The sequence below is a fragment of the Mesorhizobium sp. P2_F7 genome (assembly GCF_056403695.1).
This window is the reverse complement of sequence record NZ_JBFUFA010000004.1, coordinates 507,604-533,824: the sequence shown is the minus strand read 5'-3', so window position 1 is coordinate 533,824 and position 26,221 is coordinate 507,604. Positions and strand designations below refer to the sequence as shown.

At 63.6% G+C, this 26,221-nt stretch carries 30 protein-coding genes; 11 read left to right on the top strand and 19 right to left on the bottom strand.

Going from position 1 to position 26,221, the window contains the following annotated elements; translation table 11 throughout:
- From AC1DZ8_RS16740 to AC1DZ8_RS16725, 4 genes are all read right to left on the bottom strand, one after another.
- A complete protein-coding gene (locus AC1DZ8_RS16740; RefSeq protein WP_477303995.1) occupies positions 1-504 on the bottom strand; it encodes a DUF2314 domain-containing protein in 504 nt (167 codons plus the stop codon).
- A 170-nt stretch (positions 505-674) separates the two neighbouring features.
- Positions 675-1,760, bottom strand: a complete 1,086-nt coding sequence (locus tag AC1DZ8_RS16735; RefSeq protein ID WP_477303993.1) for a glycoside hydrolase family 25 protein — start codon at positions 1,758-1,760, stop codon at positions 675-677.
- A gap of 157 nt (positions 1,761-1,917) precedes the next feature.
- The gene (locus AC1DZ8_RS16730) at positions 1,918-2,109 is read right to left on the bottom strand and encodes a hypothetical protein (RefSeq protein ID WP_477303991.1); all 192 of its coding nucleotides are present in this window, start codon (positions 2,107-2,109) and stop codon (positions 1,918-1,920) included.
- Positions 2,110-2,227: 118 nt separating this feature from the next.
- Positions 2,228-2,626 carry a GFA family protein gene (locus tag AC1DZ8_RS16725; protein ID WP_477303989.1) on the bottom strand — a complete coding sequence of 133 codons (399 nt, stop codon included), beginning with the start codon at positions 2,624-2,626 and terminating at the stop codon, positions 2,228-2,230.
- Positions 2,627-2,825: 199 nt separating this feature from the next.
- Here AC1DZ8_RS16725 and AC1DZ8_RS16720 point away from each other — a divergent pair, with 199 nt between their 5' ends.
- Positions 2,826-3,860: an isopenicillin N synthase family dioxygenase gene (locus AC1DZ8_RS16720; protein ID WP_477303987.1), complete on the top strand. Its 1,035-nt coding sequence runs from the start codon at positions 2,826-2,828 to the stop codon at positions 3,858-3,860.
- Between the two features lie 52 nt (positions 3,861-3,912).
- Here the strand turns inward: AC1DZ8_RS16720 and AC1DZ8_RS16715 are convergent, their stop codons facing one another.
- The 3 genes from AC1DZ8_RS16715 to AC1DZ8_RS16705 form a co-directional block, all read right to left on the bottom strand.
- On the bottom strand, positions 3,913-4,869 hold the full coding sequence (locus AC1DZ8_RS16715; protein ID WP_477303985.1) for an alpha/beta fold hydrolase: 957 nt from the start codon (positions 4,867-4,869) through the stop codon (positions 3,913-3,915).
- Between the two features lie 34 nt (positions 4,870-4,903).
- On the bottom strand, positions 4,904-5,389 hold the full coding sequence (locus AC1DZ8_RS16710) for an SRPBCC family protein (RefSeq protein ID WP_477303983.1): 486 nt from the start codon (positions 5,387-5,389) through the stop codon (positions 4,904-4,906).
- A gap of 138 nt (positions 5,390-5,527) precedes the next feature.
- Positions 5,528-5,776 carry a ParB N-terminal domain-containing protein gene (locus tag AC1DZ8_RS16705; RefSeq protein ID WP_008875526.1) on the bottom strand — a complete coding sequence of 83 codons (249 nt, stop codon included), beginning with the start codon at positions 5,774-5,776 and terminating at the stop codon, positions 5,528-5,530.
- A 154-nt stretch (positions 5,777-5,930) separates the two neighbouring features.
- Between AC1DZ8_RS16705 and AC1DZ8_RS16700 the strand changes: the two genes are divergently transcribed.
- The 6 genes from AC1DZ8_RS16700 to AC1DZ8_RS16675 are packed head-to-tail and all read left to right on the top strand — an operon-like array spanning position 5,931 to position 11,967.
- Complete coding sequence (locus tag AC1DZ8_RS16700; protein ID WP_477303981.1) at positions 5,931-7,568, top strand: N,N-dimethylformamidase beta subunit family domain-containing protein; 1,638 nt, start codon at positions 5,931-5,933, stop codon at positions 7,566-7,568.
- Between the two features lies 1 nt (position 7,569).
- Entirely contained in the window at positions 7,570-8,943 is a 1,374-nt protein-coding gene (locus AC1DZ8_RS16695) for an aminotransferase family protein (RefSeq protein WP_477303979.1), read from the top strand.
- 10 nt (positions 8,944-8,953) lie between these two features.
- Positions 8,954-9,883 (top strand): 3,5-dioxohexanoate:acetyl-CoA acetone transferase, encoded by a 930-nt coding sequence (gene kce, locus AC1DZ8_RS16690; protein WP_477303977.1) that lies wholly within the window; start codon positions 8,954-8,956, stop codon positions 9,881-9,883.
- Positions 9,884-9,919: 36 nt separating this feature from the next.
- The gene (locus AC1DZ8_RS16685; RefSeq protein WP_477303975.1) at positions 9,920-10,417 is read left to right on the top strand and encodes a 2-thiouracil desulfurase family protein; all 498 of its coding nucleotides are present in this window, start codon (positions 9,920-9,922) and stop codon (positions 10,415-10,417) included.
- A 3-nt stretch (positions 10,418-10,420) separates the two neighbouring features.
- On the top strand, positions 10,421-10,942 hold the full coding sequence (locus AC1DZ8_RS16680; RefSeq protein ID WP_477303973.1) for an N-acetyltransferase family protein: 522 nt from the start codon (positions 10,421-10,423) through the stop codon (positions 10,940-10,942).
- Complete coding sequence (locus AC1DZ8_RS16675) at positions 10,939-11,967, top strand: histone deacetylase family protein (RefSeq protein ID WP_477303971.1); 1,029 nt, start codon at positions 10,939-10,941, stop codon at positions 11,965-11,967. Before AC1DZ8_RS16680 ends, AC1DZ8_RS16675 begins: the two co-directional genes overlap by 4 nt.
- A 1-nt stretch (position 11,968) precedes the next feature.
- On the opposite strand, the gene AC1DZ8_RS16670 is transcribed toward AC1DZ8_RS16675, so the two are convergent.
- From AC1DZ8_RS16670 to AC1DZ8_RS16660, 3 genes are all read right to left on the bottom strand, one after another.
- Positions 11,969-13,234, bottom strand: a complete 1,266-nt coding sequence (locus tag AC1DZ8_RS16670) for a cysteine desulfurase-like protein (RefSeq protein ID WP_477303969.1) — start codon at positions 13,232-13,234, stop codon at positions 11,969-11,971.
- Positions 13,235-13,276: 42 nt separating this feature from the next.
- Positions 13,277-14,344 (bottom strand): aldo/keto reductase, encoded by a 1,068-nt coding sequence (locus AC1DZ8_RS16665; protein ID WP_477303967.1) that lies wholly within the window; start codon positions 14,342-14,344, stop codon positions 13,277-13,279.
- A gap of 119 nt (positions 14,345-14,463) precedes the next feature.
- On the bottom strand, positions 14,464-14,931 hold the full coding sequence (locus AC1DZ8_RS16660; protein ID WP_477304338.1) for a hypothetical protein: 468 nt from the start codon (positions 14,929-14,931) through the stop codon (positions 14,464-14,466).
- Positions 14,932-15,336: 405 nt separating this feature from the next.
- On the opposite strand from AC1DZ8_RS16660, the gene AC1DZ8_RS16655 reads away from it, so the two are divergent.
- Positions 15,337-15,501, top strand: a complete 165-nt coding sequence (locus tag AC1DZ8_RS16655; RefSeq protein WP_477303965.1) for a hypothetical protein — start codon at positions 15,337-15,339, stop codon at positions 15,499-15,501.
- Positions 15,502-15,551: 50 nt separating this feature from the next.
- Here the strand turns inward: AC1DZ8_RS16655 and AC1DZ8_RS16650 are convergent, their stop codons facing one another.
- A complete protein-coding gene (locus AC1DZ8_RS16650) occupies positions 15,552-16,058 on the bottom strand; it encodes a DUF1993 domain-containing protein (protein ID WP_477303963.1) in 507 nt (168 codons plus the stop codon).
- 123 nt (positions 16,059-16,181) lie between these two features.
- Between AC1DZ8_RS16650 and AC1DZ8_RS16645 the strand changes: the two genes are divergently transcribed.
- The gene (locus tag AC1DZ8_RS16645; protein WP_477303961.1) at positions 16,182-17,237 is read left to right on the top strand and encodes a DUF1176 domain-containing protein; all 1,056 of its coding nucleotides are present in this window, start codon (positions 16,182-16,184) and stop codon (positions 17,235-17,237) included.
- A gap of 19 nt (positions 17,238-17,256) precedes the next feature.
- Here AC1DZ8_RS16645 and AC1DZ8_RS16640 read toward each other — a convergent pair whose 3' ends face one another.
- Genes AC1DZ8_RS16640 through AC1DZ8_RS16610 form a run of 7 tightly spaced genes read right to left on the bottom strand, consistent with a single transcriptional unit; the run spans position 17,257 to position 23,604 of the window.
- Complete coding sequence (locus tag AC1DZ8_RS16640; RefSeq protein WP_477303959.1) at positions 17,257-18,153, bottom strand: alpha/beta hydrolase family protein; 897 nt, start codon at positions 18,151-18,153, stop codon at positions 17,257-17,259.
- Between the two features lie 32 nt (positions 18,154-18,185).
- Positions 18,186-19,796 (bottom strand): NTP transferase domain-containing protein, encoded by a 1,611-nt coding sequence (locus AC1DZ8_RS16635; RefSeq protein ID WP_477401222.1) that lies wholly within the window; start codon positions 19,794-19,796, stop codon positions 18,186-18,188.
- On the bottom strand, positions 19,793-20,497 hold the full coding sequence (locus AC1DZ8_RS16630) for an XdhC family protein (RefSeq protein WP_477303955.1): 705 nt from the start codon (positions 20,495-20,497) through the stop codon (positions 19,793-19,795). Before AC1DZ8_RS16630 ends, AC1DZ8_RS16635 begins: the two co-directional genes overlap by 4 nt.
- Before the next feature lie 2 nt (positions 20,498-20,499).
- On the bottom strand, positions 20,500-20,838 hold the full coding sequence (locus AC1DZ8_RS16625; RefSeq protein WP_023734542.1) for an XdhC family protein: 339 nt from the start codon (positions 20,836-20,838) through the stop codon (positions 20,500-20,502).
- A gap of 57 nt (positions 20,839-20,895) precedes the next feature.
- Positions 20,896-22,146, bottom strand: coding sequence for a vWA domain-containing protein (locus AC1DZ8_RS16620; RefSeq protein ID WP_477303953.1), 1,251 nt, complete (start codon positions 22,144-22,146; stop codon positions 20,896-20,898).
- A gap of 4 nt (positions 22,147-22,150) precedes the next feature.
- Positions 22,151-23,080 (bottom strand): AAA family ATPase, encoded by a 930-nt coding sequence (locus tag AC1DZ8_RS16615; RefSeq protein ID WP_477303951.1) that lies wholly within the window; start codon positions 23,078-23,080, stop codon positions 22,151-22,153.
- Complete coding sequence (locus tag AC1DZ8_RS16610) at positions 23,077-23,604, bottom strand: flavin reductase (protein ID WP_477303949.1); 528 nt, start codon at positions 23,602-23,604, stop codon at positions 23,077-23,079. The genes AC1DZ8_RS16615 and AC1DZ8_RS16610 overlap by 4 nt, the downstream gene beginning before the upstream one ends.
- 179 nt (positions 23,605-23,783) lie before the next feature.
- On the opposite strand from AC1DZ8_RS16610, the gene AC1DZ8_RS16605 reads away from it, so the two are divergent.
- Both AC1DZ8_RS16605 and AC1DZ8_RS16600 read left to right on the top strand, forming a co-directional pair.
- Positions 23,784-24,854, top strand: a complete 1,071-nt coding sequence (locus AC1DZ8_RS16605) for a branched-chain amino acid ABC transporter substrate-binding protein (RefSeq protein ID WP_477303947.1) — start codon at positions 23,784-23,786, stop codon at positions 24,852-24,854.
- Entirely contained in the window at positions 24,854-25,873 is a 1,020-nt protein-coding gene (locus AC1DZ8_RS16600) for a P1 family peptidase (protein WP_477303945.1), read from the top strand. Before AC1DZ8_RS16605 ends, AC1DZ8_RS16600 begins: the two co-directional genes overlap by 1 nt.
- A gap of 13 nt (positions 25,874-25,886) precedes the next feature.
- Here the strand turns inward: AC1DZ8_RS16600 and AC1DZ8_RS16595 are convergent, their stop codons facing one another.
- Positions 25,887-26,141 carry a DUF2171 domain-containing protein gene (locus AC1DZ8_RS16595; protein ID WP_352586696.1) on the bottom strand — a complete coding sequence of 85 codons (255 nt, stop codon included), beginning with the start codon at positions 26,139-26,141 and terminating at the stop codon, positions 25,887-25,889.
- Positions 26,142-26,221: the final 80 nt, after the last annotated feature.

Below are 26,221 nucleotides of genomic sequence, written 5' to 3'. Positions count from 1 at the left end.
TCAGTCCTTGAAGGTGAACCCGTATTTGGCGACCTGTTCCTTCGGCATGTCCGCAAGCGCCTGGCGGGTGGTGTAGCCGCCGTAGATCACCTTGCCGTTCTTGATCATCCAGTCCTCGACGTCGACCTCGGTCACCGTCATCCTGTCGCCCATCTTGTACTTGTTGCCGTTGACCGGCACGTCGGCGAGCAGGCCGATATAGGAGCCGTCGCTGTAGCCGACCAGTTGCAGCCAGATATGCTCGGTGGCGCCGTTCTGGGTCAGCGGGAATTTCACCGTGTAGGTGCCGGGCGTGCCGGCATCCATCAATTCGTGGAAGCGCTTGAGGGTAGAGCGGCCGCTGTTCTTGGCAGCCTGCATCGCCTTGTCCTCGGTGGAATAGGAAACGACGTTTTGCTTCGACTCCGCCAGCGTGTCGCCACTACTCGGCATATGCCAAAGCGAATTGAAAAAGCCGTAGCCGACAGCGGCGACAACAGCGATGGCCACAATTGGATTGCGCATGGAGCCCTCCGAAACCCGATCACGGACACGTTACCGGAAGGCTGTTGCGATACAGCTAAAGGACAGAGTGAGCGGATCGTTAGCGAGACGCTGAAAATTCAAGCCAAAGCGCCGCACGGCCGAAGGCGCAGGTGTGCCGGCGGCATCGTCGCCAGCCCTGCGGGAAGCCCTCAGTTGGCGTCGGCGACGGTCGTCTGTCCCCCGGCCCATGCCCGCCAGGCGCGCTCGTCGCCATGGAAGACGTTGAGGTCGATGCGGCCGCTCACACCGTGCGACAGGCCGGAACCGGAATACTGCCAGAACAGCCATTTGCGGCCGGGATAGACTTTTGAGGGATGCCGGGCCACGGCACGCAGCCAGAATGGGTAATCAAGAAAGGCGCCCTTGAGATTGTCGCGGTAGAAATCGGGGCTGGTGTAGATGATGGGCCGCTGGCCGTAATGGCGCTCGAGCTTGTCCATGAACACCTGCATCTTCTCCAGCACCGTCGCACGCGAAGGCCGCCGCTTGCAGGAGGATTCGCCGTTCCATTCGACATCGATCACCGGCGGCAGCGCGCCGTCCATCTTCGGCACATTGCGGATGAACCAGTCGGCCTGCTCGCCGGCGGTGCGGCACCAGTAGAAGAAATGATAGGCGCCGCGCTTCAGCCCGGCGGCGTCGGCATTGCGCCAGTTCTTCATGAACATCGGGTCGAGATGGTCGCCGCCATCGGTCGCCTTGATGTAGGCGAAGTTGGCGCCCTGGGCGCGCAGCTTGCTCCAGTTGACGTTGCCCTGCCAACGCGAGACGTCGACGCCATGCACGGCGAGATAGCGGGGCGATGCCTTGCCGAAATTGATCGGCTTGGCATCGCGAAAGCCGTAACGGGTGACCGGCGAGGCCAGCATGGCCGGCGCCGCGCGCGTCAGCCGCTTTGGCGGCGACATCAGCGCAACCGGCTCAAGCTGCGGGCTGGCGTTCCCATCGGCCGACGGCGTGTCCGCGACAATGGCCTCCTCTTCCTCGACCATGGAGAATGGAGGCGCATTGTCGGCCACCGCATTGTCGGCCGCAGCGTTGTCGGTCACCATGTCGGACCGCATCGGCGCGAGTTCGGCCGTCTCCACCGGGGCCGCCGCGACCGGCGCTCTTGGCCGCACGACCGAACTGGTCGTCTCGTTCGACGGCTGCAAGGCATCGACGCCTGCCGTGGACGAGCAGCCGGCAAGGCACAGCGATGCCACCATAAAACCGACGACGCCTGAAATCCGCATCTGGACCTGTACGCAAAACACAACAGACCGAAGGCAGAAGGACGCCGCCGGACAAACCGGCTTCGATTACTAACGATAAATTACCAATAAAGTTTGAATCAAGTTGTTAGGTATGTTTCTCCCTTCTCCTCTTGCAGGAGAAGGGAGAGCCTCGTCATCACCTGCCGAGCCAATGCTGCATGCAGCTTTTGGCCACCACATGCGCCGGTGGCACGGCGTCGACAGCAGGGCGACGCGCTCGTTCGAGCAGGAGACGCACCTGTTCGGGGCGCACGCGGTCGCGCTCCATCACGAGCAGGACCATCGGATCGCTCAAAAGCTCGTCCAGTGTGTTGATTCTGTCGCTCATCGGTCGTCTCCTCGAATACCAGACCCGCAGCCGATAAATAGGCAGCCAATCATGGCCCGCCAATGACGCTTTGCCGGCTATGTCGTGTTTTCGAGCTTAATTTTTTGTAAGGCCGGCGTCAGTTCGGAGGCGGCGCGCCTTCATGTTGCGGCAGGCCGTCATCGAGCCGCAGCCAGGGCTGCTTCGAGGCGGTCCACATATGCATCTCGGGCTTGAACAGCGAGGGATCGTCGAGCGAGCCGGTGGTGATGCCGACCATGCCGGCGGAGTCGCGCCTGGAAAACAGCGTCGTGCCGCAGGCCGCGCAAAAGCCGCGCTTGAGATCCGGCGAGGTGTTGACCGTCGCCACGTGCCCCTCGACGGTGACGTCGTCGATGCGAAACAGCAGACGCGCGTTGAAGGCCGCGCCGATCACCTTCTGGCAGCGCCGGCAATGGCAGACGCGCTGGTTGACCGGCGCCGCCTCGGTGCCGTAGCGCACCGCCCCGCACAGGCACCCGCCCTGATATTTCGCCATCACCTGAACCCCGTCGCGCTGAAGGTGCTTGTAAGGTAACGACAGGCACATTTCGGTCAATTGAAAAGCCCTGATGGCGCGATCGATTGCCTTGATACGACCGATGGACCGCCACTGGCCCAACCTCAGATACCGGCGAAGGATTGACACCCGGCCGGCCGCCGCGCCTGCTTGCCCTGGGATCGACCGGGAGGAAATCATGGTACAGGACATCGAAACCATAGCCGTCGCGGATCTGTTCGGGCCGCCCTCGCCCGGCCGCGAGCGTACCGACGCGCGGATCATGGCCGCAGCCTCCGGCATCGGCTTCATGGCGATCCGCGATTTTCCGGGTGACGACTGGCTGACGCGCGACAAGCGGGCGAAGCTGCTCAACATCTTCGCCTTGCCCGACGCCGAGAAGGCAAAGCTGCTGCGCTGGAATTTCGACCGCACCAAAAAGAACGTCTATCGCGGCTGGTTCCCGCTGCAGCCGACTGCCGTCTCCTACAAGGAAGGCATCGACATAGGGCCGGACATTGCGCATGCGCAAACCGCCGGCGCCGGCGACGCGGACGATCCTCTGCGCGAGCCGACGCCATTGCCAACCGAAGCCGTGCTGCCTGGTTGGCGCGCGGCGGCCGCACAGTACTATCTGGCCATGGAAGCGCTCGCCAATGCGCTCATGCGCTCGATCGCGCGCGGCCTCGGCCTGCCGGAGACAATCTTCGACGCGGATTTCGACGGCGGCATCTCGACGCTGCGGCTGATCCGCTATCCCTTGCGCGATGCCAGCAGCGGCGTCGATCTGAGCGGGCCGGAGTTTTCCGTCGTCCACAAGGGCGAGACGCGCACCATCATCGGACGCGAGCACGCCGATTCCGGCTTCGTCACCTTGCTGGCGCAAGACGGCGTCGAGGGACTGCAGGCAAAAAACCTTGCCGGCGAATGGATCGACGTGCCGCCGGCCGACGGCACGCTGGCGGTCAATTTCGGTCAGTTGCTCGAGCGCTGGACCGGTGGGAGGGTGCGGGCGACGCGGCACCGGGTGATCGCGCCGAAGACGGCGCGCTATTCGATCCCTTTCTTCTACGAGCCGCGTGTCGATGCCGAGATCGCGCCGCTGCCGCTGGCGGGTGCTGCCCCGTTCGAGCCGTTCCTCTATGGCGATTATCTCTGGGAACAGGCGACGAATTTCGTCGAGATGAGCGGCATCAAGCATTTGCGTGAGCCGCGCCGCGCCAAGGCTTCGTAGGCACAAAGCCGGCCGTCTCGCTGGAGACGGCCGGCTTCAAAATTCGACAGAACTATTTCGTTTCGCTGACGACTTCGTCCCAGGTCTTTACCTTGGTTTCGCCGTTGAGGAATGGCAGCGCCGCGGCCGTCAATTCCGGTGCGAAGAAGACGTCGTAGTGAGTGCGGTTGGGAATGATTGCCAGCCGGTTCTGCGACAGGTTCTCGCGCATCCAGCCGGCATCCTTCAAGCCGCCGCCGAGCATCTGGTAGAACTTGATCTCGTGCTCGGGCTTGTACATGTCGCTGTCGCCATAGGCGAGCATGACCGGCATCTTCAGTTTCGCGACATCGGCGGAATAGTCATAGTCCTTGCGCATGAAGTTGCCGAGCGCGTCGAGCAGTTTCGGGAAATCGTCAGGACGCGGCGCGACGGCGACGTAGGATTTGTACATCGGCGTGTCCTTCATGAAATCGGCCGCCGCCGCGCTCACCTGGGCCTGCTGCGGACGCATCTCGTCATAGAAGCCATTGGGAGAAAAGCCGGTCGAAACCAGAACCAACCGGCGCACGGCTTCGGGATGCTGGACGGCCATACGGAAGGCGACGCCGCCGCCCAGCGAATAGCCGAGCACGTCGACCTTGTCGTAGCCAAGCGCCTTGACGATGCCAGCCATGTCGTCGCCCATCCCTTCCAGGCTGAAGGGCCGTTCGCCGAGCGCGGTGCGGCCATGGCCCTGCAGGTCGACGGCAATGATGGTGCGATCCTCCGCCAGCTTCGGCAGCAGCGGTGCGAACATATCGGACGTGCCGAGGCCGCCATGCAGCAGAAGCAGCGGTTCGCCCTTGCCGTAGACGGCGTAGTAGTAATTCAGGCCGTCGATCGGCAGCAGGCCGGACTTTTCCGGCTTCGGCACGGCTGTTGCTTCGGTGGTCATGGCTGGCTTGGTCTCCTCTGCATTGGCTGGGCCGGGCCCTGCCAACAAGGCAGCGACCGAGGCAAGAATGGCGAAAAGGGTCGATCTGGACATGTCAGTCTCCTCCGGTGTCCGGGTCAAAAGGTATTCAAAGGCTCTTGGCGAGTTCTTCGAGCTGCTCGGTGCACTGGCCCCAGCCCTCGTGAAAACCCATCTTCTCGTGCTGCTCGCGGTCGGCAGCGCTCCAGTGCCTGACCCGTGCGATGTAGCGGGTCTTGCCGTTGCCTTCGTCCTCGAAGGTCAGCACGACAGTCATGAACGGCTTTTCGGACGGCTCCCAGGCGCTGGTGTAGGCATCGGTGAAGACGATTCTTTCGCCGGGGACGACGTCAAGGAAGACGCCGGGATTGGGAAACTCGTTGCCGTCGGGACCGGCCATGACGACCAGGGTGGAGCCGCCGCTGCGCACATCCATTTCGGCGCGCGGCGTCGTCCACGGCTTGGGCGCAAACCACTGCGTCACCAGCTTCGGCTCGGTCCAGCAGCGGTAAACGTTCTGGCGCGGCGCATCGATGATGCGGGCAAGCACCAGTTCGCGATCGTTGGTGGGGGCGACGTCGAGCTTGGCGGTCATGGGATCTCCTCGTTTTCATGGGCTGGATTTGGGTTATGCCCCAAGGACGAGCGAGCACGCCACATGCCGACACGGTCCGCGAAAAAATCTGCGGAACGACGATCGGCCGGCTGTTGTTGATCGGTCGGAGGGTGCGCCTCAGTGGCGCTTGGCTTGCACCAGATAGGCGTCGATTTCTGTCTCGCCGAGCCATTTGGCGGCTTCCAGCCGATGCAGGCCCTCGACCAGGATATGACGCTTGCCGTCATGGCGGACCTGGATCGGTGTCTTCATGCCGTTTTCCAGTATGTCTTCGGCCAGATGCCGGACCGTTTCGGGATGCAGCGTCTTCTTGCGCGCCGTCGGCACGTAGATGTCGTCGACCTTGACCTTCTGCACTCTCAGCATGCCGGCTCCCGAGGCGGAAAATACCGCCTCGCCTGAGATAGTCGGTTTGCCGGGTGCGGCCAAGGGCGGCTAAGCAATTGCTGGCCCGATCGTTTCCATTTGACGCTTGGCCGGGAGATAGCCGAAATGGCGGCCTGTCACGTTTCCGGTGTCCATGACCCATCTGCCGACCGAGTTTCCCGATTTCGGACTGACGCCCGAGCAGCGCCGCGAGGCGGTGCGCGGCCATTACTACGAATGGCCGGGGATGGATGGCGCGCGCGGCGAGATCTGGTGCTATTCGGACCGCTTCTCCTACCACGCCGGAGAGATTGTAACGCTCCACGTCAGTTCGACAGTGCCGCGCTTCAGCATTGTCGTCGTTCGAGACGGCGGCGCTGAAACCAAGGTCTTCGAGCAAACGGGTCTGTCGGCGCGCTGGCAGGACACGCCCGACCAGTGCTCGGTCGAAGGCTGCGGCTGGGAAGCGTCTTTCGGCTTTCGCATCGGCGATGACTGGCCGTCCGGCGCTTACCGGCTGACGCTGACGGCAGACGGCCGCGACGGCAAGCCTATCCAGTGCCACCACCTCATCATCGTCGTCCCTCTGCCCGGCAAGAAACCCGGCCGGGTGCTGCAGGTAGCAGCGACCGGCACCTGGCTCTCCTACAACACCTGGGGCGGCTCCAATGCCTATCAGGGCATCACCGGGCCGGGCCGGGACCAGTATGCACGCATGGTGTCGACACAGCGGCCGTGGTGCCGTGGCTTCGTCGTATTGCCCAAGGATGCGCCGCGCGTGCCGCTGGAGGTCGCGGTGCCGCCGAAAACGGTGCCGCGCTACCCCCATATGGAATGGGCGTTCGCCACGGGGCATTCGAAGAAATACACCTCGTCAGGCTGGGCCAGTTATGACAGCCACTTCTTCCGCTTTGCCGAGCGCGCCGGCTACGGCGTCGATCTCGCCAGCCAGCACGATCTGCATTTCGCGCCCGAAATTCTCGACGGCTATGACTGCGTCGCCTTTGTCGGCCACGACGAATACTGGACCTGGGAAATGCGCGACGCGGTCGATGCCTATGTGACACGCGGCGGCCACGCCGCGCGCTTTGCCGGCAATTTCATGTGGCAGACCAGGCTGGAGGACGAAGGCCGCCGGCAGGTCTGCTACAAATATCGCGCACGCGCCGAGGACCCTGCCTATCGCAGTGACGTCACCCGCGCCACCAATTCCTGGGAAGCGCCGGAGATCGGCCGTCCCGGTGCACTGACCTTCGGCCTCAACGCAACACGCGGCGTCTATGCCGGCTGGGGCGGTTGCGCGCCGCGCGGCGTGCGCGGCTTTCCGGTCTACCGTCCGGAGCATTGGGCCTTTGCCGGCACCGGCATCTATTATGGCGACCTGCTCGGCGCCGACAGCCATGTCTATGGCTATGAGGTCGACGGGCTCGATTTCGAGATCCGCGGCGGCCTGCCCTACCCGACATCGGACAGCGGCGCGCCCGACGGCCTGCAGGTGCTAGCGGTCGGCATGGCAAGCCAGGTCGAGGAAAGCACCGATATTCCGTTCGAAGACCAGTTCCTCGGCGACGAGGACGGCCGCTTCACCGCCGAAACGCTGTTCGGCGAGGCGAGCGACGCCAATCTGGAAAAGGTCAAACGCGGCAACGGCATGATCGTCATTTTCCCGCGCGGCAAGGGCGAGATCTTTCACGCCGGAAGCTGCGAATGGGTTGCCGGCCTGCTCAGGCAGGACCCGATGGTCGAACGCGTGACCAGAAATGTTCTCGACCGCTATCTCGGAAAGACCTGACATGCCGAAGCCCTCCACCGCCGTATCAGAAGCGCGCGCGCCCTCGCATCTGTTCTATCTCTCCAGCCTGCGCCGGCCGCTGATCGACCGCGCCGAAGGCATCTATATGTGGACGCAGGATGGCCGCCGCTTCATCGACGGGTCGAGCGGCCCGATGGTGGCCAATATCGGCCATTCCAACCGCAACGTGCTGGACGCCATGAAGCGGCAGATGGACCGCGCCACCTTCGCTTACCGGCTGCATTTCGAGAACGAGCCGGCGGAGGAACTGGCGCGCGAACTCGCCGGCAAATTGCCGGAAGGCATGGACCGCATCTTCTTTGTGTCAGGCGGTTCGGAGGCGACGGAATCCTGCATCAAGCTGGCGCGGCAATGGGCGGTCGCGACCGGTCAGCCCAAGCGCTGGAAGGTGATCACCCGTTTTCCCTCCTATCATGGCGGCACACTGGGTTCGCTGTCGATCACCGGCGATGACGCGCTGGCCGAAACCTTCACACCGATGATGCGGGTGATGCCGACCGTGCCGGCGCCGACAGCGTGGCGCGACCGCGACAACCTTTCGATGGACCAGCGCGGCATCCGCTATGCCGACATGCTGGAGGAGAAAATCCAGGCCGAGGGGCCAGAGAGCGTGCTCGCCTTCATCATGGAGCCGATCGGGGGTGCGGCGACATCCGCCCTGGTGGCGCCGGACAGCTATTATCCGCGCATCCGCGAGATCTGCGACCGCTACGGCATCCTGCTCATCCATGACGAAGTGATGAGCGGCGCCGGGCGCACCGGAAAATTCCTTGGCGGCGACCATTGGAACTGCAAACCCGACATCGTCGCGCTGTCGAAGGGGCTAGGCTCCGGCTATGCGCCGCTCGGCGCGCTCGCCGCTCCAATGCGGCTGGTCGAGCCGCTGCTGGCATCGGGCGGGTTCCAGCATGGCCACACCTACGCCGGCAATCCGCTCGCCTGCGCCGCAGGCCTTGCCGTGCTCGGGGAGATGGACCGCCTCGACCTGATTGCCAACGCCGCCGCCATGGGCGACGTTCTGATGGATGGGCTGAAAGGGCTGGCGAAACGTTTTCCGTTCATCGCCGATGTACGCGGCAAAGGCCTGCTCACCGGCGCCGAGATGGTTGCCGACCCCGAGACCCTGCGGCCGATCGAGCAGGGCAAGAAAGCCACGCAGCGCCTGCTCGACCTTGCCTATGAACGCGGGCTGATCATCTATGGGCGCAGGGTCAAGGGCGGCGTCGACGGCGACAATTTCATGGTAGCGCCGCCGATGATCGTCACCGCTGAACAGGTGGGTGAGATCATTTCCATCATCGGCGACTCGCTGGAAGTTCTGGCCGCCGAACTCGACCTGCCGGTCGAAGGCTGAGGGGCGAAAAATGGCGACGAGGAAAGTCATCATCACCTGCGCCGTCACCGGCTCGGTGCACACGCCGTCCATGTCGCCCTATCTGCCGCTGACGCCGGACCAGATCGCGACAGACGCCATCGCGGCAGCCGAAGCCGGCGCCTCGATCCTGCATCTGCACGCCCGCGATCCCAAGGACGGTCGCCCGACGGCCGATCCTGAGGTGTTCATGCAATTCCTGCCGCGCATCAAGCAAGCGACCGATGCGGTGATCAACATCACCACCGGCGGCTCGTCGCTGATGACGCTGGACCAGCGGCTGGCCGCGCCGCTGCGCGCAGAACCCGAAATGTGCTCGCTCAACATGGGCTCGATGAATTTCGCGCTGTTCCCGATGCTCGACAGACCGAGGGAATGGCAGCACGAGTGGGAGCCGAAGCTGCTGGAAGCGACCCGCGACACCATCTTCAAGAACACCTTTGCCGACATGGAGACGGTGCTCGATAAACTCGGCAAGGGCTGCGGCACGCGTTTTGAATTCGAATGCTATGATGTCGGCCATCTCTATTCGCTGGCGCATTTTCGCGACCGCGGCCTGGTGTCCGGACCGCTGTTCATCCAGTTCGTGCTCGGCATTCTGGGCGGCATCGGCGCCGACCCGGACAATCTCATCCATATGAAGCGCATCGCCGACAAGCTGTTCGGCGACAGCTACCAGTTCTCGGTGCTCGCCGCCGGCCGCAACCAGATGCCGCTGATCTCGATTGCGGCGGCCATGGGTGGCAATGTCCGCGTCGGGCTGGAGGATAGTCTCTACGATGGCCGCCAGTTGGCGAAATCCAACGCCGACCAGGTGCGCCGCATCCGCGCTATTCTCGATGGCCTGTCGCTGGACGTCGCCACACCGGCGGAGGCGCGCGACATGCTGGCGTTGAAGGGTGGCGACCGGGTGGCCTTCTAGGGCTTGCACGGGATCGCGTGGTAAAAGGAGGCTGACATGGAAAAGATTCTGGTCTCAGCCTGCCTGCTCGGCAGCCACGTCCGCTACAACGGCTCCTACCGTCTCGACAACCATCCCGTATTGACGCGGTGGCAGGCGGAAGGCCGGGTCGTGCAGATTTGCCCGGAGGTTGCCGCAGGTTTCTCCACGCCGCGTCCCCCGGCAGAAATTCGCGGCGCAGCCGGTGCTGTGCTGCACGGCCAAGGCCAGGTAGTCGAACAGACGGGAAACGATGTAACGGCACTTTATCTCGAAGCCGGGCAGATTGCGCTCGACCTCGCCCGGGAAACAGGATGTCGCTACGCGGTTCTTACCGACGGCAGCCCTTCCTGCGGCTCAAGCTTCGTCTATGACGGCAGTTTTTCGGGCAAACGTGTGGCCGGCCACGGCACGACCACTGCGCTTCTGGAAGCGAACGGCATTCGCGTTTTTTCTGAAGACACTATCGGCGAGCTCGACAAGCTCCTGAACGGTACAGCCGGAACCGCGGCCTGATCCATGGCAGACAAGATCCAGACCAGCGATACCATGCTCCGCCCCGGCACCATCGACGACGTCGACACCATCCACGCCGCGCTTCTGCGCTTCGGCGCCAATACCGGCGGGCATCAGCAGATCACCTCCACCGCCGAGGATTTCCGCCGCTATGGCTTTGGCGAAAGACCCGCCTTCTCCACCCTTATCGCCGAAGTCGGCGGCGAGTTTGCCGGGCTGTGCCTGCATTTTCCGATCTTCTCGACCTGGATGGGCCGACCCGGCGTCTATATCCAGGACCTCTATGTCGAGGATCGCTTTCGCGGCCGCAAGATCGGCGAAAAGCTGCTGCGCCGGGTCGCGCGCGACTGCCGCAGGAATGGCGGCGTCTATCTCAGGCTGTCGGTCGACACCGACAATGGCGGCGCCAAGGCCTTCTATGAGAAGCTCGGCATTGGCTGGGCGCATTACGAGCAGACGCAAAAAATCGTCGGCGAGGCGTTTTTTGCCTTTGCCGATGCCGTGCAGGACGGGGAAACGGAATGAAAGCCTTCTTTGCCGAGGAGCAGAAACGCCACGACCCGAAGGCCTTTCTGTCCAGCGGCGCACAGCAGCCCAATCCCGAACAGCCGGAACGCGCGGAGCGATTGTTAGCCGGCGCAAAATCCGCTGGATTGACGATTGAAAAGCCCAGGGATCATGGCCTCGGCCCGGTGGCGGCAGTGCATACGCCAGAGTATCTAGCCTTCCTCGAACACATTTTTGCACGCTGGCAGCGCATTGAAGGCGCTTCGGCGGAAGTGATCCCCAACATCCACCCGATTGCCCGCACAGGGTCCTATCCCGCCTCGGCGGTCGGCCAGGCCGGCTACCACATGGCCGACACCGCCTGCCCGATTTCGGCCGAGACCTGGCAGAGCGCGCTGTGGAGCGCCTGGAGCGCGGTGGAGGCAGTTGAAACCGTCATGGCAGGTGCGTCTTCAGCCTATGCTCTCTGCCGGCCGCCCGGCCACCACGCCTTTGCCGATGTCGCCGGCGGCTTCTGCTTCATCAACAATTCCGCGGTCGCAGCACAGGTGTTGCGCAAGCAGGCCACGCGGGTAGCGATCCTCGATGTCGACCTGCATCACGGCAACGGCACGCAAGGTATCTTCTATGCCCGGCCCGACGTGTTGACCGTGTCGCTGCATGCCGACCCGGTGCGCTTCTATCCGTTCTTCTGGGGCCATGCTGACGAGCGCGGCGAAGGGCCGGGTCTCGGCTATAATTTCAACCTGCCTTTGCCAAGAAAATCCGCCGACGCGGCCTTTCTGGAGGCACTCGCGGTGTCGTTCCAGCGTATCCGCGCCTTCTCGCCGGACGCGCTGGTCGTGGCGCTGGGCCTCGACGCGTTCGAGGGCGATCCCTTCGGCGGGCTTTCGGTGACCACGCCCGGCTTCGCGCGCATCGGCGAGGCGATTGCCAAGCTCGGCCTGCCGACGGTGATCGTCCAGGAAGGCGGCTATCTGTGCGACGCGCTGGGTGACAACCTCACCGCCTTCCTCACAGGTTTCGGCGGCAAGCAGCGCTAATTCAGCTTCGCTGCTGCCTCAGCATGGCGAGGATCCGGTGCACGCTTTCCAGCGTCTCGTCGATTTCGGCTGCCGTGTTGTAGTGCGCGATGCCGATACGCACGACGCCTTGCTCGGCCGGAATGCCGAGCTGATGGACGATCTCCCAGGCGTAGTTGTGGCCCGACCATAGAAAAATGTTTTCGGCATTCATATGTCGCACGATGGTTTCCGGCACGATGCCGTCGACGGTGAAGGACACCGTCGGCACGCGCTCGTTGACACGTGCGGGATCGGTAATCCCGCGGATGGTCAGGCCCTCAATGTCCGACAGCCCTTCGATCAGCTTGAGCGCCAGCGGGTTTTCATGGGCGATTGAGACTTCGAACGCCTTTGCGATCTTGCGTCTGCGCGAACCGCCCTCGCCGGCCGCAGCACCCAATTCGGCAAAGTAGTCGACTGCGGCGGTCAACCCGGCCATCAGTTCGATCTGCGGTGTGCCGAGCTCAAAACGCTCCGGCAGGCCGTTGGAGGAGCAGCGGCATTTGTAGGGTTGCAGCGCGTCGATGACATCATGACGGCCCCAAAGAATGCCCATATGCGGGCCGAAGAACTTGTAGGCCGAGCAGACCAGGAAATCGCAACCGAGATCCTGCACGTCGACCAGTCCATGCGGCGCGAACTGCACGGCGTCGACATAGACCAGGGCGCCGGACTGTTTGGCGATTGCCGTCAGCGCCTTGACCCGATTGATCGAGCCGGTGAGGTTAGAGGCGTAGTTGAGCGCAACCAGCCGCGTCTTGTCGGACAACAGGGCAACCAGCGCCGCCTCCTCGACCTGCCAGCTGTTCTCGTCGAACGGCAGAAAGCGCAGGACGAGGCCAATGTCTTCGGCCAGTTGCAGCCAGGGCGAGACGTTGCCCTCGTGATCCATGCGGGTGACGATGATCTCGTCGCCCGGCTTGAAATCGCGGCCAAGCGTGCGCGACATGTGATAGGTCAGCGTCGTCATGTTGGCGCCGATGATGACTTCCTCAACGCTCGCAGCACCCAGGAAATCGGCCATCGCCGAATGCGCGTCATCAACCACTTTTTGCGCGGCAAGCGTGGTTTCGAAATAGCCGCCGAGATTGGCGTTGGTGGTCAAGAGGCAGCGCGCCACCGCATCGGCAACCGCTTGCGGCACCTGCGTGCCGGCGGGATTGTCGAGATAGATGCGCCGGCGGCCTTTGTCGGTCAGGTCCAGCGCCGGAAATTTCCCCCTGACGGTGTCGATCGGAAAATCCATGGCTGTCCCCTTCCCCTTGTCTTGCTGGTAATTCCGTCCGACTTACGGGCAAGGATTGCCGACGCGCTGGTGGATCGCGTCGACACCCTTCTGCATCTCGTCGGTCCAGGTCACGTCGGCTGAAGACAACGCCATCTCAAGCTGGGCAATCGTCGTCGCGCCGATGATGCTGGAGGTAACGAAAGGCCGGCTGGCGACATAGGCATTGGCAAACAGCGCCGGCTCCAGGCCGAAGGAGCGCGCCAGCTCGTTGTATTCGAGCTGCGCCTCCGCGGCATTCGGCGTCTCGTAGCGCTGACCGCGGTTGAACAGCTGCGAGCGCGAACCTTGCGGGCGCGCGCCATGGTCGTATTTGCCGGTGAGATAGCCTTGCGCCAGCGGCGAATAGGCGAGAAAGCCAACCTCTTCGCGGTCGCAGACTTCGGCGAGGTTCACCTCAAAGGTGCGGTTGACGAGATTGTAGGCGTTCTGCAGCGAGACGACGCGTGGACCGACGCCCTTGTCGGCCTCGGCGATGAACCGCATGACGCCCCAGGAGTTTTCGTTGGACAGGCCGAGATGGCGGATTTTTCCCGCCTTCACCAGCTCGTCGAAGACGGCCAGCGTCTCGGCAATCGGTGTCTCGCCGGCCGGCGCGCCAACGGCGTCGGCACGACGCGCCGTGGCGCCGACGCGGGTCGGGTTAGCGCCCCAGGGGATGTCGCGCTCCGGCCAGTGGATCTGGTAGAGATCGAGATAGTCGGTGCCGAGCTTGGCCAGCGATTTATCGATGGCGTCGAAAATGTCGGCGCGCACGAGTTTCGATGGACGGTCGCCACGAAACCAGCGGTTGGCGGTGCGGCCGACCACTTTCGAGGCGAGGATGACCTTGTCGCGATTGCCCTTGGCCTTCATCCAGCTGCCGATGAACTTCTCCGTCCGCCCTTGTGTCTCCTCCTTGGGCGGGATCGGGTAGAGCTCGGCGGTGTCGATGAAATTCACGCCACGCTCAAAAGCCAGATCCATCTGCGCGTGGCCTTCGGCCTCGGTGTTCTGCTGGCCCCAGGTCATCGAACCCAGGCAGATCTGGGTAACAAGAAGATCGGTCCGACCGAGACGGCGTTTGTGCATGGAATTTCTCCGGCGGGAATTTTTGCGCGGCTGCGCGGGAAATGAAGCCGCATCTATAGGGAAAGGGGCGCCGCTCTCCAAGCCTCAGGGAACCCGACTTTTGCGTGAAGGAGAAAAAATCAGCGCCGGGCGCCGGCCAAAGCGCGCCGCTTGGCTTCGTCGATCAGCATGTTGGCGACCTGCATGCGGATCATGGCGCGCTGGCGCAGATGCGGCGCGACGCGGTCGGGATGGTTGGCGAAAGCAAAGCTGCGGCGCATGCGGCCGAGATCGGCAGTCTTGACGGGATGATCGAGGCCGAGTTCGACGGCGATCGCTTCGGGATCGATCGGCGGCAATCTTTCCTCGGGCTTTGCCTCCTCGCCGGCCAGTGCCAGCTTGGCCTGATCGAGCAACGCAGCGAATTCGGCGGCGAGATCGGACCCCGCCTCGCGATACTCGGCGGTGAAGGTTTCGCCGGAGACTTTTATGCGACCGGAATGAAGCTCGTCGGCCACCGAGAGATAGTCGAACGGAATCGACGGCCGCGCGCCTGTCTCGCCGCCCGCCTCGTCTTTTTCCGAGGCCACGAAGAGATCGTCGAGCAAGGAAGCGAAATCCCGCTTGGCGCCGATGTCAGCCTCCCCCTCGTTTTGCGCATGCGAACAGAGCCGGTCGCACCATAGAGCCGGCTCGTTAAAAATGAATGCCACTGATCTTAACCAGTTTAGGCGTTCGCCAGGCTTGCGCGGACCGGTTGATGTTGAGGGAAGCCCAACAAAAAGCCGGACTGCATTTTCATGCAGTCCGGAAATTCGCCAGGAGTGGCGAGGAAAAGCCGGCCATGTGCCAGCGTCTATGCGTACGGTCGGGACGTGCCAAGAGTTTCAGCAGATGAGCCATTTGTGCCGAAAAAAATTTGCATGGCATGGCTGCCATGCAATTGCTGCACTGCACAATCTTCACATTTTTCCTATATTCGGTGCCGTGGAGGATCAACTAGGGGCCGAATCATGGGGTTCTTCACTGAAATGTTTGCCCGTCCGCGTCCGCAGGAGCATCAGCGTTACCGCTCGGCACTGGCACTGCTGCATTCGATGAGCAATGCAGACCGCGCCGACATCGGCATCAAGCCGGCCGATTTCCCGCGCATCGCGCGCGAGATGTCTATGCGCTGAACCAGCGCAAGACGAGGTTTCCCGGCAGCGACCGGGAAACCTCATTGCATTCAAGACCTTCCGAGGAAGGTTGCCTTGCCCAGAGGTACGCCGTTGTGGCGCAGGATGTCGTACGCCGTCGTCACGTGGAAATAGAAATTGGGCATGGCGGCGTGCAGCAGATAGTGCAGGCCGGACAGCGAAACGTCCTTGCCCGCCAGCCTTAGTTCGATCCTCCGTTCGTCCGAGCCATCCAGATCGGCCGCCGAAAAGGTCGCGAGATGGTCAACGGTCTTGGCTATCCGCGCCTGAACGTCGGCGAAGCTCACCTCATTGTCCTCGTATTTCGGCACTTCGCGGCCGGCCAGCCGCGACGGCGCGCCCTTGGCGTGGTCGGTGGCGATCTGGACCTGCCTGACCAGCGCAAACATGTCCGGCGCCAGCCGCGCCGTCAAAAATACCTGCGGATCGATCTTGCGGTCGGCGGCATTCTGTTCGGCAGCCGACAGGATGGCGGACAGCGCCTTTAGCCTGGCCGAAAACACCGGCACGGAGGCCTCATACATCGATAGCGTCACTTTGAATCTCCATTAACGGCCCAAGCGCCGACGGCGGGAGGTAGCGCCTTCCCCGGCGATTTTTCAAGCGTCACCACGTCGCCGCAATCGATATGATAAATCCTTTTGTGGTGGAGATTCCCGATGAGACGCGTCTTTCTGGCGGCGGCCGCCTTGTTCTCCCTTGCCGTATCCGGCCAAGCTGTGTTCGCCGACGACGAACCGGCAGACCAACAGGCACCTTATGTCGATGACCGGTCGGATGCCGCCGCCGTCATCCGTTCGCTTTACAGCGCCATCAACCGGCACGAATTCGCCCGCGCATGGGGTTATTACGGCGATACAAAGCCGGCAAAGGATTTCGACACCTTCGTCAAGGGCTATGACGGTACCGGCAAGGTCGATGTCGAAACCGGGGCCATTTCCGACGAAGGTGCGGCCGGCAGCATCTATTACAGCGTCCCGGTCGCCATCCGCGCCACCGACAAGGACGGCAACGATGCAGTCTTTGCCGGCTGCTACACGCTGCGCCAGGTCAGCGCCCAGATCCAGGCCCCGCCGTTCCGCCCGATCTTCATCGACAAGGGCGCGTTGAAGCCGTCCAAGGCCGATTTCGAGGAGGCACTGCCGGCAAGCTGCGGCGACGGACCGCCGCCACCGAAGAAGGACGCCATACTGGAGCAGGCCAAGAAGGCTTTCCTGGCGACTTATGGCAAGCAGTGCGACGAGCAATTCCTGGCCGAGGAGCCGAACGCTTTTTCGATCAAATACAAGGACAAGAATGCGGCTGCCGGCGACCCCGACAAGGAGACACGGCTTTTCGAATTCTATTGTACGGCCGCAGCCTACAATGCCAGCTCGGTCTACTACATGACCGACGGGCTTGACGGCGTGCTGCAGTTGCAGTTTGCCGAGCCTGAACTGGATATACGTTACGAAAACAATGACAGCGACGGCAAATTGCTTGGTGTGACCGTCACCGGCTTTCACACGACCGGCTGGGCGACCAATTCCGAATACAACGAAGAAACCAGGACGCTCACCACGTTCGACAAATGGCGCGGCATCGGCGATGCCTCAGATACCGGCACATATCTGTTCCGCGACGGCAATTTCTCGCTCGTCCAGTACGACGTGGACGCCTCTTATGATGGCGAGGAGAATCCGCAGACCGTCGTCGACTACAACACGGCGCCTTGAGGCGTTTTAGCACGGCGCCTCAGGGCGCTTTCGACAGCATCCAGTTCAGCGTTTCGCGCCAGTCTACCATGCGGATCGGCGTGCCGTGTGTGCCCGTTTCAAAACGGACGAAGCGGGTGGGATAGGGATAGGCTTTCGAGTTCGCAATGATGGCGCGGAAGAAGGCCTCCTGCTTTTCCACGGGAAAGACCGGGTCCTTGCTGCCCTGGCCGAAGAACACCGGCACATGGCGCCTGTAGGCTGGGCTCGACAGGAAACTTTCATCCCACAGCGAGCCGAGCAGCAGTAGCCCGTTGATGCGCCGTCCCGTATCGTTGCGGCCGGCCAATTTCCAACACAACAAGCCGCCCATCGAGCCGCAGGCGACGAGAATCTTGGCGTCCGGCGAGGCTTCGGCATAGTGGCCGATCAGGGCTGCGACCTGCGCTGCGCCCTTGTCGCCGAAATCGGTGAAGTCGGGTGAGAGATAAAGGCCGCCATTGCCGGCCATCAGGTTCTTGATGCGGTTGAAATTGCCGCCGAAGGTGAAGTCGTCGACGCCCTGTTTGCGGCTGCCGCCCTGCCCATGCAGGTAAAGCACGATGATGCCGGCGCCCCCGGTCTTGCCGACCGCGACATGCCTGACATCGCCGGCATCGGTTTTCAGCAAGAGATCCTGCTGCACCTTGCGCACGCCGGTATCGGTATACTGCGCATGCACGCGCTTTTCCGGCACCTCGTCGCGGGCGTTGATGTCGCGCATCTCGCGGTAGTCGATGACGGTGTAGGCGCCTTTGTCCGTCGACGAGAGCGTCCCCGGATAGGCGAAGAGGTCGTCCTTGTAGGGTTTTAGTTCGAGCGCGTCGGCGTGGACGGCGGACAGCGAAAGCGCGATTGCGGTTAGCAGCGCGCGGGAGAGTTGGAAGCGAAGAGCCATGCCTCAGCCATGCGTTTTTCGGCTTCGGTTTGTCAATCCTGCAGCACGCCGCCGGCGTCTTCCATTGCCTCGCGGGTGTCGACATCGATCGATGCACCGTCGCCGATCTCGACGTCGATGATGTCCAGCCCTTCGGCCTCGACCAGATGACGGGCGCCGGTGTCGCCTTCGAGGTAGGCGATGGCTGGAAACAGCGCACGCGGCAAAAGCACCGGATTGCCGCGGCGGCCGTCGTGCGCGGCGCGCACCACCGAATGGCCGCCGTCCTTGCGGAAGGCCTCGATCAGCCTGTCGAGATCGGCCGAGGAGACGCCCGGCATGTCGCCGAGCACGATCATCGCACCGGCAGCCTCAGCCCCAACCCTGGCAATGCCGGCTTTGAGTGACGAGGAAAGGCCGTCGGCGAAATCCGGATTGTCGGCGAAGATCACGTCGAGGCCGCCCAAGGCCTTATGCACCCGCTCGCGCTGGTGACCGGTGACAACGACGGTGCTGGATGCCCTTGAGCCGAGCGCACGTTCAGCGGTGCGGCGCACCAGCGGCTTGCCGTCGAACAGGGCCAGCAACTTGTTTGGCCCGCCCATGCGGCTGGAACGGCCGGCGGCGAGAAGCACGATGTCGACCTTCAATCCGGCTCTCGCTGGCAAAGGCTCGCGCGGCTGCGGCCGGGTCGGGATTTCCATCAACAGCCCACCGACGCCCATGCCGGCAATATCCCCGGCCGTAACGTCGAGGCCGGCGATCAGCCGGTCGAGCACCCAGTCAAAACCGTTTTCCTTGGGGCTGCGGGCGCAGCCCGGGGCGCCGATGACTCGCTTGCCGTCCAGCGTGCCCAGCACCAGGAGATTGCCGGGATCGACAGGCATGCCCGCGCGGATGACTTTGCCGCCTGCGCGCTCGATCGCCGCCGGGACGACATCACTGAAATCGCTCATCGCCGAGGCGCCGAAGATCACCACCATGTCGTTGTCGCGCGCCAGCGCGGCCGCGGCCTCGGCGACGGGCGCAATTTCGTGCGGCGTGCGGCGCTCGGCGGTCAGCCGGGCGCCGGAACGCGCCAGCCGTGCCTCGGTGACGCGCAGCGTCTTGTCGAGCACACTGGCCTTGATGCCGGGCAGCACCGTCTGGATGACGCCGATGCGCACCGGCTGGTAGGCGTTGACAGCGAAGATCTCGCCGCCGGCGCAGATTCTTGTCACGGCATCGACCAGAGCTGAGGCAACGGCGAACGGGATGATCTTGACTGTCGCCACCATCTGGCCTTTCTCGACCGGCGCGTGCTGCGCCAGCGTGGCGATGGTGATAGTCGGATCGACCGCATTGATGGCATCGATCATCGTGGCATCGACGGTGAAGACGCCGGCAGCCTTGGCATGAAGATTGACGCGGCCGGTCGCGGCCGGCTTCGCCTCGATGTTGCGGTGGCGCATACCTGCAGCGATCTTTTCGGCCGCCGCATCCTCGCTGAGATCATCGGCGGCAAGCACCGCCACGACGATCTCGGCAATGCCGGCCGCCTTGAGCAGGGCGACATCATCGGCATTCAGCCGGTGCGCCTTGCGAAAACGCCGCTCGCCGGCCGAAGTGGCATGCGCCAGCACCGCGCCTTCGGCTTGATCGATCGGAACCGAGCCGAACTTCACGCTGCGGCGCCTTTCGCTTCAAGCCCGCGCGAACGAAAGGCATGGATCGTCTGCGCCAGGATGGCGACGGCGATCTCGGCCGGGCTTGCCGCACCGATGTCGAGGCCGATCGGCGCGTGGATGCGGCCGATCTGGTCGGCGCTGGCGCCCAGCGCCAGCAGGCGCTCGACACGCTTGGCGTGGGTTTTGCGGCTGCCGAGCGCGCCGACATAGAAGCAATTGGCGTCGAGTGCGGCCTTCAGCGCGAAATCGTCGATCTTCGGATCATGGGTGACGGCTGCGAGTGCGGTATAGCTGTCGAGCGGCTGCCGCTTCAGCACATCTTCGGGCCATTCGGCATGCAGCGCGACATCGGGAAAGCGATCCGGCGTGGCGAAAGCGGTGCGTGGATCGACGATTTCCAGGGGATAGCCAGCGATCTTGGCCATCGGCGCCAGCGCCTGGCTGATATGGACGGCGCCGATCACCACAAGGCGCGGCTGCGGCAGATGCGCGTTGAGGAAGAAGGTGCGCCCCTCGGCCTCGACCGAACCGGAATTGCCGGTGCGAAATGCCTTGGCAATCGCCTGGCCGAGTTCACCGGCGACAACATCGCCCTCACGCACGATGCGGTCGCGGCCGTCGCCGAGGTCCGTGACCAGGATCGCGGCGCGGCGGGCGCGGCGTTCGGCGTTGAGCATTTTGAGAGCGTAGGGATCCATGCCTAACCGAGCCGCTCCACATAGACCTTGATGCGGCCGCCACAGGACAGGCCGACCTGCCAGGCGGTTTCGTCGGCGACGCCAAATTCCAGCATCTTCGCTTTCCCGGAATCGATGACGTCGATCGCCTCGCTCACCACGGCACCCTCGACGCAGCCGCCCGAGACCGAGCCATGGAAATTGCCTTCGGCATCGATGACCAGATGGCTGCCGACCGGCCGCGGCGCCGACCCCCAGGTCTCGACCACGGTGGCAATGGCGACATCCTTGCCGTCCTTCATCCAGCCTTCCGCGATGATCAAGGGGTCGCGGGCCTCATCGAGATAGATGCTGTTGTCCATGATCGCTTCTCCAAGAGTCTGTTTTTCTGGGAGTCTGTTTTCCGGGATATCATATGGCTATGCCACTCGCCTGACACCAGCGTCCAGCCAACGGCGCGGATCGACCGAAGCGGCCGATTTCTTGTCCAGCGAGGCGCAGAGGTCGGCCAGCGCATCGAGATTGTGCACCGAGCGGAACTCATCGACATGCGGCAGCATCGCCTTGACGCCACGGGCGCGCGCTTCGAAGCCGCCGAAGCGCAGCAGCGGGTTGAGCCAGATCAGCCGCCGGCAGGATTTGTGCAGGCGCTCCATCTCTTCCGACAGGCCGGTGACATCGTCGCGCTCCAGCCCATCGGTGATCAAGAGCACTACGGCGCCCTGCCCGAGCACGCGGCGCGACCACTGCTTGTTGAACTCGGCCAGCGTGTCGCCGATACGGGTGCCGCCTGACCAGTCCTTGACCGCCGCCGAGCAGTCGGCAAGGGCGGCATCGGGGTCGCGATGGCGCATCTGCCGCGTCAGGTTGGTCAGCCTGGTGCCGAAGACGAAGGTGTGCACGCGCCGGCGCTTTTCCGTCAGCGCGTGCAGGAAATGCAGGAAGATGCGCGTGTACTGGCTCATCGAACCGGAGATATCGGCGAGCACCACCAAAGGCGGATGGACTTCGCGGGCCGAGCGAAATTTCGGCAGAATCAGTTCGCCGCCGGTGCGCGCCGCCGAGCGCATCATAGCGCGCGGATCGATGCGGCGGCCATGCGGATCAGCCCGGAAGCGCCGTGTCCTGACCATGTCGAAGGGCAGCCGAAGCTGGGCGATCGCCTTTTTGGCGTCAGCCATCTCGGCGGCGTTCATCTGGGCAAAATCCTTGCCGCGCAGCACCTCGTTGCCGGAGAAGGTGAAGCGCGCGTCGACTTCGAACTCGGGGATTTCCTTGACCGGCTGGTTCTTCTGGTGGCCGTCGAACATCGCCTGGCTGACGCGGTTCTCGGCCGCGCGCGGCTTTTGCTTCTCCCTGGTGTCGGGCGCCACCGGCGAAAACATCGCCAGCAATTTCTCGATCAGCTCGCGCGATTTCCAGAACAGCCGGAAGGCTTCGTCGAAGACGGGATGATCCTCGTGCCTGGACACCAGCACGGCATGCAGCGTCCAGTAGAAATCGTCGCGCGAGCCGATGCCGGCAGCCAGCACCGCCTCGATCGCGTCCTTGACCGAAGCCGGTCCGACCCGCATGCCTGACTTGCGCAAGGTGCGGGCGAAATAGACGATGTTGTCGGCGATGCGACCGTCTTCCGTCGCCTCTCTGGGGTCGGGACGCGGCGCCTTCACGGACCTACTCCGCCGCCGCCAGTTCGGCCTTGACCTCGTCGAGGATGCGCCGGCCCTCGCCCGCGCCGATGCGAGCAATATCGTCCTGGTATTTCAGCAAAACGCCGATCGTGTCCGATACTGTCTCGGGGTCGAGCGCCACCTTGTCGAGCTCGGTCAGGGCGCCGGCCCAGTCGATGGTTTCGGCAACGCCCGGCGCCTTGAACAGCTCGACCTGGCGCAGCTTCTGGATGAACGAAACCACTTCGGCCGAAAGCCGGCTGTTGGCCTGCGGCACCTTGCGGCGCACGATCTCCAACTCGCGCTCCGCATTGGGATAGTCGACCCAGTGATAGAGGCAGCGTCGCTTCAGCGCGTCGTGGATCTCGCGGGTGCGGTTGGTGGTGATGATGACGATCGGCGGCTCTTCCGCCTTGATCGTGCCGAGCTCGGGCACCGTCACCTGAAAGTCGGAGAGGATCTCGAGCAGGAATGCCTCGAAGGCCTCGTCGGTGCGGTCGAGCTCGTCGATCAGGAACACCGGGGCGGCACCCGCCTTACCGGTCAGCGCATCGAGAACCGGACGGCGGATCAGGTATTTTTCGGAGAAGACGTTGCGCTCCATGTCGGAGCGGTCGACCTTACCGGCCGCCTCCTCCATGCGGATTTCGATCATCTGCGCCGCGTAGTTCCACTCGTAGACGGCCGAGGAAACGTCGAGGCCTTCATAGCATTGCAGGCGGATCAGCCGGCGGCCGAGCGCCTGCGCCAGCACCTTGGCGATCTCAGTCTTGCCGACACCGGCTTCACCTTCGAGGAAGAGCGGCCGCTGCATGCGCAGCGACAGGAACAGAACGGTTGCCAGAGACCGGTCCGCGACATAGTCCGCGCCGGTCAGGAGATCGAGCGTTTCGTCGATCGTCCGCGGCGCGGGGCGCGGTTTCAGCTCGGTCATTCTTTCTCCGTTGACGCCTCTGCTCCGCTTTCCAGCACGTGGTAGTCGCGGGCATGGTAGATCAGCGGCCGCAAATTATCGCCCATGCGCAGGCCTGTCACCTTGCCAAAAAGCACACGATGGGTGTGGAGATCCTTGGTGTCGATCAATTCGCAGTCGAACACGGCGAGAGCGCCCTGCAAGGTCGGGGCGCCTGTCGATATGACATCCCACTCGCCGAGCGCGAAGCGCGCATCGGACGACAGGCCGGTCAGGCCTGAGAACGCCACCGATAGCGGCTGCTGATGCGAAGCAAGCGTGTTCAGCGCAAACCGGCCGTTTTGCACGAAGAGTTCGTTCTTGGCATTTTCGCGGTTGAGGCAGACCAGAACCGTCGGCGGCGTGTCCGAGACCGAACAGGCGGCGATCACCGTCGTGCCGCGTTTGCCGGCGGGACCGTCGGTGGTCACCACATGGACGTGACCGGCAAAATGCGCCATCGCGTCGCGATAGGCCTGCGGCCCTATGTCGTTCAACTTCAGCACCGATGATTTTCCATAAGCAGGAACCCAAGCGTTATATATGGCGGCACACAATAGGCCACAAGCGAAGTGCTTGACGCCAATCCGCAAATTCGCGTGTTGCGCCTGGGGCGGGCAGCCTTTAGGTCTTGGCGCAAGAGACGCTGGAAGCATGCGACCGGCACGGAGGAATTCTCGTAGGAATGCGACCCCTAACAGCTGTAATAGCGGCAATGCTCTGGCTGTTGCCGGCAAGCGCGGGCGCGCAGACGCTGCTTGTCGGCGTCGCCGCCCCCCTGTCCGGTCCATCGGCGATCCTCGGCAAGCAGATCGAGGCCGGCGCTGGCCTGGCAGCTGAAGCCAACGGCACCGAGATCAACACGGTCGACGATGCCTGCACCGCCGATGGCGGGGCTGCCGCCGCCAGGGAGTTCGCTGCAGCCAAGGTCAATATCGTCGTCGGCTTCCTCTGCACCGAGGCAATCCAGGCGGCGCTGCCGATCCTGAAGGATGCCGACATACCGGTCATCACGGTCGGCGTGCGCACGGAAAGCCTGACCGATCGCCGCGCCAAGACCGGCTGGCCGGTCTATCGGCTGGGGCCGCGCGGCGACGACGAGCGCAACGCGGTGGCCACCATCCTCACCCGGCTGTGGCAGGGCGAACTGTTCGCCATCGTCGACGACGGCACCATCTATGGCCGCGAGATCGCCGAGACGCTGCGGGCAGCGGCCGAACAGGCGGCACTGAAGCCCGTGTTCACCGACACGTTCCGGCCGCAGCTCGACAACCAGATCGGCCTGATCGGACGGCTGAAGAAGGCGGGCGCGACGCATGTCTTTGCCGGCGGCGACGGCGACGATATCGCCATTATGGGTCGCGACGCCGGCCAGCTCGAGGCCGGCATGACCTTTGCCGGCGGCGAGAATTTGCGCACGCCGCCCGGCGACGTGGCTTACGCCGTCGGTACGCTGATGATCGCGCCGCCGGAATGGGCCAATGTCGCCGATCCCAAGGTGCTGGCGGCATTTGCGGCCAAAAACATCGCGCCGGACGGCTATGCATTGCCGGCCTATGCGGCGGTAGAGATCGCCAAGGCGGCCTCGGCTGCATCCGGGAGTTCCGGCAAGGGGCTGGCCGATGCGCTCACCGGCCATGATTTCACCACCGCGATCGGACCGCTGCGGTTCGATGGCAAGGGCGATCTCAGCCAAAACCTCTATCGCGCCTTCCGCTTTGACGGGACACGTTTCGTGCCGGCGGAGACGAACTGATGTTTCGCACCGGCCCGCGCAATCTGATCACCGATGTCGCCGGCCTGCGTGTCGGCAACGCCAGCGATGCCAGGCTGAAATCCGGAGTGACGGCGGTGCTGTGCGACGAACCGGCGGTGGGCGGCGTGCAGATCCTGGGCGGCGCGCCCGGCACGCGCGAGACCGATTTGCTCGAGCCGCATAATTCCATCGAGGCGGTGCATGCCGTGGTGCTTTCCGGTGGCTCGGCCTTCGGCCTTGACGCCGCCTCGGGCGTGCAGGCAGCGCTGCGTGAAAAAGGCATCGGCGTCGACGTCGGCGGTTTTCGCGTGCCGATCGTGCCGGCGGCGATCCTGTTCGACCTGCGCAATGGCGGTGACAAGGATTGGGGTCGCTATCCCCCTTACCGTGATCTCGGCTATGAAGCTGCCCAGACCGCTGCGATCAATTTTCCGCTCGGCACAATCGGCGCCGGCACCGGCGCGCTAAGTTCAGGGCTGAAGGGTGGCCTTGGCTCGGCCTCGACCGTGCTCGACAGCGGCGTCACCATCGGCGCGCTCGCCGCCGCCAACCCGACCGGCTCGGTGACCATTGCCCGGACGCGGTATTTCTGGGCTGCACCGTTCGAAATCGGCAATGAGTTCGGCGGGCTCGGCTATCCCTCGCCGATGCCGGACGACGCCAGGCGGATTCTGCTGAAATACCGCGACAAGCGTGTGGGTGGAAACGAAGGGCCCGGCGGCAACACCACCATCGCCGTCATTGCCACCGACGCAGTCCTGACCAAGGCTGCTGCCAAGCGTCTGGCCATATCGGCGCATGACGGCTTCGTGCGCGCCATTTGGCCGGTGCACACGCCGGCCGACGGCGATCTGGTGTTCGCGCTGGCGACGGGCAAGAGCGGCATCGAGCTCAGCGCCGACGACGCCGTCGACTTCTTCGCCGCCGCCGGCGCCACCATGGCGCGCGCCATCAGCCGCGGCATCCATGCGGCAACGCCTGATGAAGGTGATCTGTTTCCGGTGTGGTCGTCGCGCTAAGCGCTGACACCAATCAGGTCGGGTCGGACTTTTCTTCCTCGAAGCTGACCGCCACATCCGAATTCGCCGACAGCCAGACTTTTTTGCCATCGACCTCGGCGAGCAGGCTCAGGGGAATGTAGTGGTGATGGCCTTTGTGCCCACCCATGCCGCTATCGGCCTTGGTCAGCTTGATCCGGTCGCCATCGACCTTGTCGACAGTGCCGATGTGAACGCCGTCGGCGCCGACCACTTCCATATGTTCGCGAATCTTGCTGGCCTCGGTCATGGGGTGTTCTCCTTTTGAAGACGATCGACGATAACAATCGGGGGCGCAATTGGATGCATCGCCTTTTGGATAGCACGATG